Raw genomic sequence first — 12871 nt, 5'->3', positions numbered from 1 at the left:
TCGCCAAAACACATTTGATGTAAACCTTGGTTTACGATTGGTGTTTTTTGTTTACACTGCCTTGCAATGAACGTGACATCCTTGTTATGGTTTTACCCTCAACAGGGAGATCCTGTTCTTCGTTCACGGTTTTGTATTTATTGATTTACAGGGAAGCCCATATGCAAAAAGACCAGCTCAATAATGTCCATATCGAAAATGAATCGGTATTAATCACCCCGCAGCAGTTGCGTGACAAGCTCCCTGTTAGCGATGCGGGCTTGCAGTTTGTCCATCAGTCTCGTCAAACCATTGCAGACATTATCCATAAGCGCGATCACCGCTTATTGGTGGTGTGTGGGCCGTGCTCTATTCATGATATTGAAGCGGCAAAGGACTATGCCGTGAAATTAAAAGCCTTGTCTGAAGAACTGGGTGATCAGTTATACATTGTGATGCGGGTGTACTTTGAGAAGCCGCGTACGACAGTGGGCTGGAAAGGGCTGATCAATGATCCGCATCTGGATGGCTCATTTGAAGTGGAAGAAGGCCTGCACATTGCTCGCCAACTCTTGATTGATTTGGTCGAAATGGGGATCCCGCTGGCGACAGAAGCCTTGGATCCGATCAGCCCGCAGTACTTGGGCGATTTGTTTAGCTGGGCGGCGATTGGTGCCCGTACCACAGAATCCCAGACGCACCGTGAAATGGCCAGTGGCTTGTCGATGCCGGTGGGGTTTAAAAATGGTACTGATGGCAGCTTAGGCACCGCGATCAATGCTATGCAAGCGGCGGCTTCTGGCCACCGTTTCATGGGGATTAACCGCGATGGGCAGGTGGCGTTGCTTAATACCGAAGGCAACCCTGACGGCCATGTGATTTTACGTGGCGGGAAACAAACCAATTACGATTCGGTATCGGTCGCGGAATGTGAGAACGAGATGAAAGCAGCAGGTCTTTCACCATCGCTGATGGTAGACTGTAGCCATGCAAATTCCCGCAAAGATTATCGTCGCCAACCGCTGGTGGCGGAAGATGTGTTTCATCAAATCAGAGAGGGAAACAAGTCAATCATTGGCTTGATGCTGGAAAGCCATATTCACGAAGGAAGTCAAAGCGCAGATTTACCGTTCTCCGAGATGGATTACGGGGTATCCATCACGGATGCGTGCATTAGCTGGGAAAACACCCAAGCGCTCCTCGCCCATGCTTATCAGGAACTGCGTCCTTTCCTTCAGCAGCGAATGGATTAATCGTTACAGCAAATAGATGACAGAGAGCCCATCAATGGTTGCCGAACTGAGTACATTGCGAGATCAGATTGATGATGTCGATAAACAAATGGTGGCACTGCTAGCGCGCCGTTTGGCGTTAGTGGAAGAGGTGGGTCATGTGAAAAGTCAGCATGGCCTACCGATTTATGCCCCGGATCGTGAGGCTGCCATGCTGGCCTCACGCCGTCAGGAAGCCGAGCAGCAAGGCGTGCCGCCGGATCTGATTGAAGATATTTTGCGCCGTACGATGCGTGAGTCGTACGCCAGTGAAAATGACTCCGGCTTTAAATGCCTGAATCCGACACTGCGTCCGATTGTGGTCGTGGGCGGTTATGGCCAGTTGGGCAGCCTGTTCTGCCGTCTGTTTAGTTTATCGGGCTATGAAGTGCGTAAGCTGGGCAGCCAAGACTGGGATAACGCGGATGAAATATTGGCGGATGCCGGAATGGTGGTGGTGTCAGTGCCGATCAACCAGACCGAAGCGATCATCGGTCGCCTGAGCAACTTGCCGGACGATTGTATTCTGGCTGATTTGACCTCTGTGAAGAGCGGCCCGTTACAAGCCATGTTGGAAGTGCATAACGGGCCGGTTGTCGGGTTACACCCAATGTTTGGGCCGGACATTGCTAGCCTCGCCAAGCAGGTGGTGGCCTACTGTGATGGCCGCAACCCAGAAAGCTACCAATGGCTATTGGAGCAGTTCCAGATTTGGGGCGCGTCATTGAATCGGATCAGTGCCATTGAACATGACCAAGGCATGACCTTGATCCAGGCACTGCGTCACTTCACCTCGTTTGCTTATGGGGTGCACTTGGCGGAAGAAGATCCCAAGCTTGAGCAGTTGATGTCTTTGAGCTCGCCGATCTACCGATTGGAGCTGGCCATGGTGGGGCGCTTGTTTGCGCAGGATGCCCAGCTATATGCCGACATTATCATGTCTTCGCCGCAGAACATTGACATGATCAAACGTTTCCATCAGCGCTTTGGTGACGCGATTGAGATGCTGGATAACCAAGACAAAGAGACCTTCAAACAGGCGTTTGGTCGGGTCGAAAATTGGTTTGGGGATTATGCCCAGCATTTTTTAATCGAGAGCCAGGGATTGCTTAGACAGGCGAACGATTCTACTCACCGCGCATGACGTTGATGCATGCAACGCTCACTGGGGTGCGGACACCCCAGTGGCTTTTCATTGAGACACACCTTCTTTCTCCTTTTCTTGTTTCATCTCATCCTCACGCTCATCGACGTTACCAGCGGTTTGATCAATATGCTGCAGCAGGGTCGACACGGTTTTTTCCCAGGTAAAATTGCCTTTTGCCCACTGTTGGGCTTGTGCGCCCATTTGCGGCAGTGTGGGGTCTTGCAGTAACTGCATCATTTTATCCGCCAGATCATGATGATCCTCCAACTTGGCATGCCGACCGGTCACGCCATCAATCACACTTTCTTTCAACGCCCATTCACCGGTGACGACCGCAGGAATGCCGTGCATCATGGCTTCTATGGGAGCGATCCCAAATGGCTCATAGCGGGATGGCTGAATATACACGGAGCATTGCTGGAAGAGCGCCTCCAGTGTTTTCAGGTGTTGCGGGTTCTCTTTTGACAGTAAACCGTGAAAGCGGATATTCGGGTTGGGGTAGCGCTGTTGGTGTTTCACATCTGGGCCAACAAGATGCAGGATTGCGTCGGGATACTGTTGCTGGACGCGTTCAAATGCATGAATGGCAATATCGGTGCCTTTGCGCAAAAAGTCGCTTTTACCGATAAAGAGGATCTCTTTACGGGTGTAGTCTTTTCCTTGACTGGTGATGTGGTCAAACGGAGCGATATTGGTGCCCATATCGATATTAACGACCCGCTCAGGCGGTAACGCATAATGGTCAATGAAGGACTGGCGCAGGTATTCGCTGGTGGTGAAAATCAAATCCATGTCGTGGGCGACTTTCTTTTCATACGCGATGGCTTCCGCAAAGAGTTTTTTCTGTGAACGCAAGGCTTTTGGCGTAAAGCTGGAGGTCTGCCGCTCGGCAATATTGCCATCTTGGTAGCTGAAAATCGGCATCTTGTTGCCGTAGATTTCACGCGCATTCATGTAGGCGCCGAGTTGCACGACAGCATGGCCTAGGGGAGCGGCGGATTGGGCGTGCTGTATTTGGTGTAAGTGCGCCAGTTGGCGGGCTTTGTCCGTCAGATCATCGCGGTAGGCTTTACGCATGTAGAGCTTACGTTTCCACACTTCTTTGTTGTAATGCATACAACCGGCAAAGCGGCGATAGTAATACCAACGACTCAGTTCAGGCCCAAACGCATAGGCTAGGCGTTGTTGTCGCTGCAGTTCATTGAAAAAGGAGGCGGAGCTGCCAGACCAGGATGAAGGGTGATAGGGATCGGATCCCATGAGTCCACCTGTGAGTATGCCGATGATGTTTCCCTGACTCATACCTTACCCTCCTTCGTCACTTTGTGATCTTAGGGTAGTAGATATGCGTTGAAATACAATGGCTCAGCGGTTCGCGACACCCCGCCAAGCCTGTTGCTTGACGGGGGAAGGGGGGCGAAAAAAAGGGGATAAAAAGAGCGGCGGATTAGATCTCAACGTCGGTCGGTTTGACGTTCTCGCTCGGGTAGCACCCCAGCACTTTGATAAAGCGCGTCAGTTGGGTCAGCTCTTCCAATGCCACTTCCATCACGTTGGATTTCAGATTTTCTTCCACGTCGACATAAAACATTTCTTCCCACGGGTTGCCGATCACAGGGCGGGACTCCAGCTTGGTCATATTGATGCCGAGGTTACGCAAGACCAGCAGACATTCGACCAAGGAGCCCGCTTTTTGAGCGGTGGACATGATCAGGGTCGTTTTGGCCGGGATCAATGAGGTCACATTGACGGGCTTACGGGCCACCACAATAAAGCGGGTATGGTTTTCTTGTTGGTTGGCAATGTTCCCTTTCAGGGCGGTCAGACCATACAGCTCCCCGCTGGAGGCATTACCGATGGCTGCTACGTTGGGCTGTTGTAGATCAGCCACGGTTTGCATCGCTTCTGCGGTGCTCGAACAGTATTCCTGCTTAATGTTCCCCATTGCATGCAAGAACTCACTGCATTGTTGGTGTGGCTGCGGGTGGGAATACAAGGTGTCGATATCGGTGAGTTGGGTATCGACGGCGGTCAGCAGGCAGTGTTCAATGGGCTGGGTGATTTCCCCGACAATCGACAGGCTGGTGTGCTGCAATAAGTCATACACTTCATTGATTGAGCCTGAACTGGTGTTTTCAATCGGCAGTACCCCGTAATCGGCATGGCCGTTTTCAACCACATGCAGCACTTCACGGAACGTCGAGCAACTGAGCTCAACCAAGGTGGTTTGTTTTTTACTGAAATAATGGCGACTGGCCAGATGGGAGTAAGACCCTTTGGCACCGAGGAAGGAAACGCGCGCGGTGGGTTGCAGGCTGTCAGGGTTGGTGAGCTTTTGCAGGTACGCTTGTTGGTATAAGACCGAATCTTCAATGATGGTATGGAAGATCTGGGTCACATACTGCGCATCGAGCTGCTCGGTTTTGCCCCGCTCAATCAAACGCAATAACAAAGCGTGTTCGCGTTCTTGATCTCGCACCGGTTTCGCGGTTTGAATTTTGCTTTTGGCCACGGCCAAGCTCAGTTGGCGGCGTTCGGCGAGCAGTTTGAGAATCTCATTATCAATGCGAGTCACATTTTCCCGAATCTCATCCAGCGAATAGTGCGGTGTTGTCATTGTTGCTCCCTGTCTGTCTCTGTGTGCTACCCACAAAAAAAGCCTCCGTGTTGGGGAGGCTCTCTGTTCGTCTTTCGCTTCATTCTGACGTAACGATGAGCCCCCATTACGGTGACATAAAAAAGAAGTGAAAGAAAAACAGGGGATGTGGATACATGTTGATGAAATTGTCTATTTTGTGTGAGATATGGCTCAACATTATGCAGCTGATGGAATGTTGTCAAGCTGAAACTAAACAGCCCCGCAGTGCGGGGCTGTTAGGGGAGTGGGTCACTCCCCGAGGAATCCTCTTGTCGTGATTATGCTTCGGCTTCTTCCGCTGCGTCGATCGCTTCTTCTTCGACGTCTGGCTTATCACTGTGACTGGCGCGACGCGCTGTCGGTTTGTGAGCTTGTTTGTTAAGTTGACGTTCCAGTTTTTGGTACACTTCAGTAATGGCGCCGTACATATCATCATGTTCTGCTGAGGCGACAAGCTGACCTCCTGGAATAGCAGCAGAAATTTCTACTTTGAATTGGCGGTTTGGCTCAGTGCTGATGACGGCATGCTTGCTGATAAAGGGTACTTGAAACTTCTCCAACTTCTTGAATTTAAATTCAATACGCTCACGGATAGCAGGGGTGATATCTAGATTCTTACCAGTGATGTTTAATGTCATAATTATCTTTCCTCTTTTGCTACCCCTTGTTGGGTTAACTTCAGATTACTAAAATCAGCGAACAATAATGTGATCCAAGTCACGCTTGGGCTTTTAAGTTATCAGCACAAAAAAATCTGTGATCGTGATTTGTTTGTTGCAAAAAAGTTTGACGAAAGTACTTGTCGAGGTGGAATGAATTGGGGCAGTATGGAGGTATATCAAACGCTGGTGGCTGGTGCTATTCAGGGGCTTTATTCGATTTATAACAAGGGGTTGAGTTATTTTTGACCACTTGAGTTAAGCGTTAAAACGCCATGATACGACCGCGCGATTGAACACCATTAGCCCGATTTGAAAAAGAACATAAAAAAACAGCAGCCCAAGGGCTGCTGTTTTTGTTTCTGTCACCGCGGCGTTTACTGTGGATTCAACGCCATCAGCTTACGGGTGTTTTCAAGCGGTGTTTCCAGCCCCAGTTTTTCATAGGCGATAGCCATCATTGCCAGAGACTCGCGTGCCGCTTGTGTGTCAGCGAATTCATTTTGGATCAGCTGTGCACGGTTGATCGCGGCAACCCAGGCACCCCGGCGGATATAGAAATCCGTGGTGGCGAGTTCATAATCGGCCAGACGGTTTTTCAAAGAAACCATACGGGCTTGCGCATCGGCGGTGTAGCGACTGTTAGGGTAACGCTCTAGCAGGCGTTTAAAGTCATGAAAGGCTTTTCGCGCCGGTTCAGGATCGCGATCGTGGCGATCAATGTTGAACAAGTCATGCATAAAGCTGCGATCTTGTGCCATGCGGGTCAGGCCACGCATATACAGCACCCAATCTGCTTTTTCATGGGCCGGATTTAAACGGTTAAAGCGATCAATGGTCGCTTCGCCCAGCGCCAGATCATCATTTTTGTAATAGGCATAAATGAGATCAAGCTGTACTTGTTCAGAGTAAGCACCGAACGGATAACGAGAATCGAGCGTTTCAAGACGTTCGATGGCGGTCGTCCAGCTGCCGTTTTGCAACGCTTGTTGGGCGGTCGCGTAAAGTTCTGAAGGTGGCACATCCGGCACCACTTCTTCCGTGGTTGAACAACCTGAAAGGAGAGTTACGGCAAGAAGAGCTGTGAGGGTCAGGCGTTTCATTGTGGCGTCTGCTTCCTTGATAAAAATTTTATTTCTGTGGATCCATTACGGTTAGCCCCGTTAACAGATACAATGACACTATTAGGTTATTTTACGCAGCGTTTGACGTTTAGTCCCACGCTTTTTAAAAAAGTTCGGTATGGCACAGCAGATAGAGTTAACAAATACAGTAAAAGATAGCCAGTTAGGCTTGCGCCTTGATCAGGTTGTCGCTGAATTATTCCCAGATTACTCTCGCTCTCGGATTAAAGAGTGGATCCTTAACGGTATGGTTGCAGTAGACGGAAACGTGATAACCAAACCCCGAATCAAAATGATGGGTGGCGAAGAGCTACTGATCAATGCTGAAATTGAAGACGAAGAACGTTGGGAAGCGCAAGACATCCCATTGGATATCGTCTACGAAGATGAGCACATTTTGGTGATCAACAAACCGCGTGATTTTGTTGTCCACCCAGGTGCCGGTACACCCGACGGTACGGTGCTAAATGCCCTGTTGTTCCATTGCCCTGAGCTGGCGGAAGTGCCGCGTGCGGGTATTGTGCACCGTCTTGATAAAGACACCACCGGTTTGATGGTGGTGGCGAAGACAATCCAAGCGCAAACGCGTCTGGTGCGTGCATTGCAAAAACGTAAGATCACCCGTGAATACGAAGCCATTGCGATCGGTAAGATGACCGGTGGCGGTACGGTAGAAAAGCCGATTGGCCGTCACTCGACCAAGCGTACTTGCATGGCTGTGAATGAAATGGGTAAAGATGCGATCACGCACTACCGTGTGTCTGAGCATTTCCGTGAGCATACGCGTATCGTGCTACGCCTTGAAACAGGCCGTACCCACCAGATCCGTGTGCACATGGCGTACTTGAACCACCCGCTATTGGGTGATGCAACGTACGGTGGCCGTCCTCGTCCGCCACGTGATGCCGCTGATGAGTTGATCCACGCGCTACGTGCGTTTGATCGTCAAGCCCTGCACGCACGCATGTTGCGTCTTTCGCACCCAATCACCGGTGAGTTGATGGAATGGCGCGCGGCGTTACCTGTCGACATGGTGGTAATGATGAACATCCTGCGTGATGACAAAGAAGCGCATAGCGAGGATGAATACTAATATGCTGCTTGTTCCCAACTGGCCTGCGCCGGCCTCGGTGAAAGCCGTAACAACCACGCGTGAGGGTGGCTGCAGTGTCGCGCCTTATCAGGGGTTTAACCTGGGCATGCACGTTGGGGACGACATCAATGCGGTCACGGATAACCGGGCCACGTTGCAGCAAGTATTATCCCTTACCACACCACCGGTGTGGCTGAACCAAATCCATGGCACCACGGTGCTGACCTTTCCGCACACCCTTGGGGGTGTGCCCGATGCGGATGGCAGTTATACGCAGGTGCCGGGCATGGCCTGTACCATCATGACGGCGGATTGTTTGCCGGTGTTGTTATGTAATAAAGCGGGCACGGAAGTGGCTGCGGTACATGCGGGCTGGCGTGGTTTGGCCGATGGGATCATTGAAACGGCAGTCGCGGCCTTTTCCGCGGCGCCTGATGAAATCATGGCGTGGTTGGGGCCGGCCATTGGCCCGACGGCGTTTGAAGTCGGTGGTGAAGTACGCGCGCAATTTATCACGCAAGATCCCCAAGCAGCACAGGCGTTTGTGGTGTCGGGGGACGGGGCGGAAGATAAATGGCTAGCGGATTTGTATCAGCTGGCCACGCAGCGTTTGCAATCGGTCGGTGTGTCTGCTGTGTATGGCGGAGAGTACTGCACGTACCACTCGCCCGCACAGTTTTATTCCTATCGCCGCGACGGTGTGACGGGGCGTCAAGCCAGTTTAATTTGGATTGACGCGCCGGCAGCGCACGGTTAACGCCTCTGCCTTTTTACGTTTTTATCTTCTTACGTGGTATGGCTGAGATACGTTAGTCGCACTGGCTAATATCGATTGAGATATGATGCTTACTATTAACAAGCTGGGTCATTGCCTCAAAGCCGCCTTTATATTGGCTACTGAGTGTGATCATCAGCTTGTTACTTTCCTCTGATTCTTTATACATCGAGACATTAGATTGGATCGATGAAATCGATTCAAACGCAGAGTTCGACATGACACTGCGTAAGTAATCCACCTTCTGCTTCACGATTTGGCCTGCACTGGCTCCTTCCGCAAACGCTTCGATATACACCAAATGCACTTGTGCATTCGCATCATCATTACAAGCAGCCCAGCTGTTAAGTGACACTAGCCCACAACCGACCAAGACGATTGCCCGTAAACCATTCATTCCTTTCATGGTGTGTTTCCCTTTCCGTATGGTGATGGTGGTTATCTTCCGTCGTCAAGGGATCCTGTCTATGCCCATGTGTCATCCATGCTTGTGTGATGCGATCGGTATCACTGTCTGTCTTCTCTCGACTGAATACGTACGTCAGACACAATGATCGCGTCGAGTATCGCGGACTTAATTGAGTACGGTGATATTAATCGGGTTAGCGGGCGACAGTTCAACAACGTATGCGCCATAGGGCACGTTATACAGGCGGTAGCCATTACCGTCTGCGCGGTAGAAGCGTTGGTTCGCGGAATCTTGCAGCAAGACGATCCCGTTGTAGCTCACGGTGCGTAGCATCGCTTGTTGAATCACGATGACATTGTTTGGGCTGGTGTGATTGTGGCGATCATCAATGCGCGCTTCCGTGCGGTGTTCGATACGTGCTTCTTGGCGGGCTTCCTGACGTCGTTCTTGGATATCGCGCTGCGCCAAAGCGGTAGCGGGCATGATGAGTAGGGCAAGAGTCATGATTCGGGTGATCTGGCGTTGCTTTGTCATGATGGTGATCCTTGTTAAAGAATGGCGTACGGTTAAATAGTACGCCATGCGGATTATGCCTGTCAATGCACGTTCTATAATCAAATCGTTTGACTTCTCAACGCGTGTTTTACGCGGTTAAATATCGGGAAAAAGCATATAAAGGAATAATCTGTAGTGGCAGAGCATTGAAAAGCGAGAAGGTGATCACCATATCTATCGATAGAATAGAGAGGAGGACGTATGCGTCTTGACCGTTTTACGAGCAAATTTCAAATGGCGATCTCTGATGCGCAATCGCTAGCATTAGGGCGTGATCATCAGTATATCGAACCGGCTCACCTGATGGTGGCCTTGTTGAACCAAGATGGCAGTACGATTCGACCGTTACTGACCTTGTTGGATGTTGACATGGCATCGCTGCGATCGGGACTCGCTGAATTGCTGGATCGTTTGCCTAAGGTGAGCGGGATTGGCGGTGATGTACAACTGTCTCATGGCATGGGCATGTTACTGAACATGTGCGATAAGCTGGCACAGAAACGCAACGATAAGTTCATCTCCTCTGAGCTATTTATTCTTGCCGCCGTCGATGACAAAGGCCCGCTGGGTCAACTGTTGAAAGCCAAAGGGATGACGGCGGATAAAATCGAAAAAGCGATTGAAAAAGTCCGTGGTGGTCAGAATGTGAATGATCCGAATGCCGAGCAAAACCGTCAGGCATTGGAAAAATTCACCATCGATCTCACCGAGCGTGCCGAGCAGGGCAAATTGGATCCGGTGATCGGGCGAGATGATGAAATTCGTCGCACGATTCAGGTATTACAACGCCGTACCAAAAATAACCCAGTGATCATTGGTGAACCGGGCGTGGGGAAAACCGCAATTGTTGAAGGGTTGGCGCAGCGTATCGTCAACGGGGAAGTGCCGGAAGGCCTTCGCCATAAGCGTGTGCTGTCACTGGACATGGGGTCATTGATTGCCGGGGCAAAGTACCGAGGTGAATTTGAAGAGCGTTTGAAATCCGTTTTGAACGAGCTGTCACAAGAAGAGGGCAGTGTGATCCTCTTTATTGATGAACTTCATACCATGGTGGGCGCCGGTAAAGGTGAAGGTGCAATGGATGCCGGTAACATGCTCAAACCGGCTCTTGCCCGTGGTGAACTACACTGTGTCGGCGCAACGACGTTAGATGAGTACCGCCAATACATTGAAAAAGATGCAGCACTTGAACGTCGTTTCCAGAAAGTGCTGGTGGATGAGCCAACCGTTGAAGACACCGTGGCGATTTTACGTGGCCTGAAAGAGCGCTACGAGCTGCACCACCATGTGGAAATTACTGATCCGGCAATTGTGGCTGCGGCCAGTTTGTCACACCGTTATATCTCAGATCGTCAACTGCCTGATAAAGCCATTGATTTGATCGATGAAGCGGCGTCGAGCATTCGCATGCAAATTGACTCTAAGCCAGAGTCCTTGGACCGTCTTGAGCGTCGTATCATTCAGCTGAAAATTGAGCAACAAGCGTTGGTCAAAGAAAGCGATGAGGCCAGCCAGAAACGTTTGGCCGATCTGCGCGTGGATTTGGATGCCAAAGAGCGTGAGTACGCTGAGCTGGAAGAAGTGTGGAATGCAGAAAAAGCGGCCCTGTCGGGAACGCAGCATATCAAAACTGAACTTGAACAAGCGCGTACAGACATGGAAATCGCCCGCCGTGCAGGGGATTTGAACCGTATGTCTGAATTGCAGTATGGCCGTATTCCTGAGCTAGAAAAGCAATTGGATCTGGCCGCGCAAGCAGAGATGCAAGAAATGAGCTTGTTGAAAAACAAGGTCACGGATGCAGAAATCGCCGAAGTCTTGTCGCGCCAAACTGGGATTCCGGTTGCGAAGATGCTGGAAGGGGAGCGTGATAAGTTACTGCAAATGGAAGCAGGCCTGCATCAGCGTGTGATTGGTCAAAATGAAGCGGTGGAAGCCGTGGCCAATGCCATTCGACGTAGCCGTGCAGGGTTGGCGGATCCTAATCGCCCGATTGGCTCTTTCCTCTTCTTAGGCCCAACCGGTGTCGGGAAAACCGAATTGTGTAAAGCGCTGGCCAACTTTATGTTCGACAGTGATGATGCCATGGTGCGGATTGATATGTCCGAGTTCATGGAGAAACACTCGGTTGCCCGTTTAGTTGGGGCGCCTCCGGGCTATGTCGGCTATGAAGAAGGGGGCTACTTAACGGAAGCCGTACGTCGTCGTCCGTATTCTGTGATTTTGTTGGATGAAGTCGAGAAGGCGCACCCGGATGTGTTCAATATTCTGCTACAGGTTTTGGACGATGGGCGCCTTACTGATGGTCAAGGTCGCACGGTTGATTTCCGCAACAGCGTGGTGATCATGACCTCGAACTTAGGCTCAGACAAAATTCAAGAACACTTCGGTGCATTGGATTATGCCGGCATCAAACAGATGGTGATGGAAGCGGTCGGACAACACTTCCGTCCAGAGTTCATTAACCGTGTGGATGAGACCGTTGTCTTCCATCCATTAGGGGCGGAAAATATCAAAAATATTGCGTCTATTCAGATCGCACGCTTAGTGAAACGCCTCAGTGAGCGTGACTATATCTTGTCATTAGATGAAAGCGCGTTGGATTTGATTGCTGAAGCGGGCTTTGACCCGGTCTACGGTGCGCGCCCATTAAAACGTGCCATTCAGCAATACATTGAAAACCCGCTGGCGCAAGATATCTTGTCCGGCAAAATCACCACGGGTAAACCCATCACTGTTGTGGCAGAAGACGGGCAGATTGTTGCGCGTCAGTAATTGATGTCGCCTTCGCACATTCACACACCGCCCTTGGGCGGTGTGTTGCTATTTGAAGATGAGAATGACAGGCGAGATCTTGACTGAGGATAGAACTGACAGCTGACGTTTCTGTAATGTTCATCGATAGTCGCGCCCTCAAGGGAAGTGTTATTGGTTGCGTGGCGGCCTAATGATGGTGGTTTTGTTTGTTTTTTGTTCGGTTGGTTTGTTTTTGTTGTTTTTTTTATTTTAAGGGGTTGCGTCGTTGATGAATCTCCTTATAATGCCGCCTCACTGACACGGAGAACGGCAACTTAAGTCGCTAACCCGTCAGTATTGTTCTTTAACAATTTGACCATGCAATCTGTGTGGGCACTCGTGAAATGATAGTCAACAAAAGAATTATCAATGAAACTGAGTGACCAAATCGAATCGGACGCAGCCTTGAGCTGAATATGAGGAGA

At 50.4% G+C, this 12871-nt stretch carries 12 protein-coding genes and 1 other annotated feature; of the genes, 6 read left to right on the top strand and 6 right to left on the bottom strand.

Features of this window, described 5'->3' with window-relative positions; genetic code table 11:
- Positions 1–161: 161 nt before the first annotated feature.
- Positions 162–1232 (top strand): 3-deoxy-7-phosphoheptulonate synthase, encoded by a 1071-nt coding sequence (locus tag ACSF8W_RS14795; protein ID WP_500848035.1) that lies wholly within the window; start codon positions 162–164, stop codon positions 1230–1232.
- A 34-nt stretch (positions 1233–1266) separates the two neighbouring features.
- Positions 1267–2394, top strand: a complete 1128-nt coding sequence (tyrA, locus tag ACSF8W_RS14790) for a bifunctional chorismate mutase/prephenate dehydrogenase (RefSeq protein ID WP_500848034.1) — start codon at positions 1267–1269, stop codon at positions 2392–2394.
- A 48-nt stretch (positions 2395–2442) separates the two neighbouring features.
- Here the strand turns inward: tyrA and ACSF8W_RS14785 are convergent, their stop codons facing one another.
- From ACSF8W_RS14785 to hpf, 3 genes are all read right to left on the bottom strand, one after another.
- A complete protein-coding gene (locus ACSF8W_RS14785; RefSeq protein ID WP_500848033.1) occupies positions 2443–3699 on the bottom strand; it encodes a glycosyltransferase family 4 protein in 1257 nt (418 codons plus the stop codon).
- A 145-nt stretch (positions 3700–3844) separates the two neighbouring features.
- On the bottom strand, positions 3845–5014 hold the full coding sequence (gene pheA, locus ACSF8W_RS14780; RefSeq protein ID WP_500848032.1) for a prephenate dehydratase: 1170 nt from the start codon (positions 5012–5014) through the stop codon (positions 3845–3847).
- A 32-nt stretch (positions 5015–5046) separates the two neighbouring features.
- Positions 5047–5169 (bottom strand) — a sequence feature (Phe leader region).
- A gap of 144 nt (positions 5170–5313) precedes the next feature.
- Entirely contained in the window at positions 5314–5673 is a 360-nt protein-coding gene (hpf, locus tag ACSF8W_RS14775) for a ribosome hibernation-promoting factor, HPF/YfiA family (protein WP_500848031.1), read from the bottom strand.
- 69 nt (positions 5674–5742) lie between these two features.
- On the opposite strand from hpf, the gene ACSF8W_RS14770 reads away from it, so the two are divergent.
- Positions 5743–5943 carry a hypothetical protein gene (locus ACSF8W_RS14770; protein WP_500848030.1) on the top strand — a complete coding sequence of 67 codons (201 nt, stop codon included), beginning with the start codon at positions 5743–5745 and terminating at the stop codon, positions 5941–5943.
- Positions 5944–6071: 128 nt separating this feature from the next.
- On the opposite strand, the gene bamD is transcribed toward ACSF8W_RS14770, so the two are convergent.
- Positions 6072–6797, bottom strand: a complete 726-nt coding sequence (bamD, locus tag ACSF8W_RS14765) for an outer membrane protein assembly factor BamD (RefSeq protein WP_500848029.1) — start codon at positions 6795–6797, stop codon at positions 6072–6074.
- 139 nt (positions 6798–6936) lie between these two features.
- Between bamD and rluD the strand changes: the two genes are divergently transcribed.
- Together rluD and pgeF are read left to right on the top strand one after the other, a co-directional pair.
- Positions 6937–7911: a 23S rRNA pseudouridine(1911/1915/1917) synthase RluD gene (gene rluD, locus ACSF8W_RS14760; protein WP_500848028.1), complete on the top strand. Its 975-nt coding sequence runs from the start codon at positions 6937–6939 to the stop codon at positions 7909–7911.
- Complete coding sequence (pgeF, locus tag ACSF8W_RS14755) at positions 7901–8668, top strand: peptidoglycan editing factor PgeF (RefSeq protein ID WP_500848027.1); 768 nt, start codon at positions 7901–7903, stop codon at positions 8666–8668. Before rluD ends, pgeF begins: the two co-directional genes overlap by 11 nt.
- Before the next feature lie 52 nt (positions 8669–8720).
- Here pgeF and ACSF8W_RS14750 read toward each other — a convergent pair whose 3' ends face one another.
- Both ACSF8W_RS14750 and ACSF8W_RS14745 read right to left on the bottom strand, forming a co-directional pair.
- The gene (locus tag ACSF8W_RS14750; RefSeq protein ID WP_500848026.1) at positions 8721–9092 is read right to left on the bottom strand and encodes a hypothetical protein; all 372 of its coding nucleotides are present in this window, start codon (positions 9090–9092) and stop codon (positions 8721–8723) included.
- A gap of 168 nt (positions 9093–9260) precedes the next feature.
- Entirely contained in the window at positions 9261–9629 is a 369-nt protein-coding gene (locus tag ACSF8W_RS14745) for a hypothetical protein (protein WP_500848025.1), read from the bottom strand.
- 222 nt (positions 9630–9851) lie between these two features.
- On the opposite strand from ACSF8W_RS14745, the gene clpB reads away from it, so the two are divergent.
- Complete coding sequence (gene clpB / locus ACSF8W_RS14740; RefSeq protein WP_500848024.1) at positions 9852–12425, top strand: ATP-dependent chaperone ClpB; 2574 nt, start codon at positions 9852–9854, stop codon at positions 12423–12425.
- The last annotated feature ends 446 nt before the right edge of the window (positions 12426–12871 follow it).

It is taken from the genome of Photobacterium sp. 270122K (genome assembly GCF_059941365.1).
Note: the sequence above shows the minus strand (reverse complement) of the source record. Positions and strands in the feature narration are given on the sequence as shown.

Coding starts and splice junctions, on each gene's coding strand:
- ACSF8W_RS14795 (WP_500848035.1), top strand. CDS start 162: ATGCAAAAAGACCAGCTCAATAATGTCCATATCGAAAATGAATCGGTA.
- rluD (WP_500848028.1), top strand. CDS start 6,937: ATGGCACAGCAGATAGAGTTAACAAATACAGTAAAAGATAGCCAGTTA.
- pgeF (WP_500848027.1), top strand. CDS start 7,901: ATGAATACTAATATGCTGCTTGTTCCCAACTGGCCTGCGCCGGCCTCG.
- clpB (WP_500848024.1), top strand. CDS start 9,852: ATGCGTCTTGACCGTTTTACGAGCAAATTTCAAATGGCGATCTCTGAT.
- bamD (WP_500848029.1), bottom strand. CDS start 6,797: ATGAAACGCCTGACCCTCACAGCTCTTCTTGCCGTAACTCTCCTTTCA.
- ACSF8W_RS14785 (WP_500848033.1), bottom strand. CDS start 3,699: ATGAGTCAGGGAAACATCATCGGCATACTCACAGGTGGACTCATGGGA.
- pheA (WP_500848032.1), bottom strand. CDS start 5,014: ATGACAACACCGCACTATTCGCTGGATGAGATTCGGGAAAATGTGACT.
- tyrA (WP_500848034.1), top strand. CDS start 1,267: ATGGTTGCCGAACTGAGTACATTGCGAGATCAGATTGATGATGTCGAT.
- hpf (WP_500848031.1), bottom strand. CDS start 5,673: ATGACATTAAACATCACTGGTAAGAATCTAGATATCACCCCTGCTATC.
- ACSF8W_RS14745 (WP_500848025.1), bottom strand. CDS start 9,629: ATGACAAAGCAACGCCAGATCACCCGAATCATGACTCTTGCCCTACTC.
- ACSF8W_RS14750 (WP_500848026.1), bottom strand. CDS start 9,092: ATGAAAGGAATGAATGGTTTACGGGCAATCGTCTTGGTCGGTTGTGGG.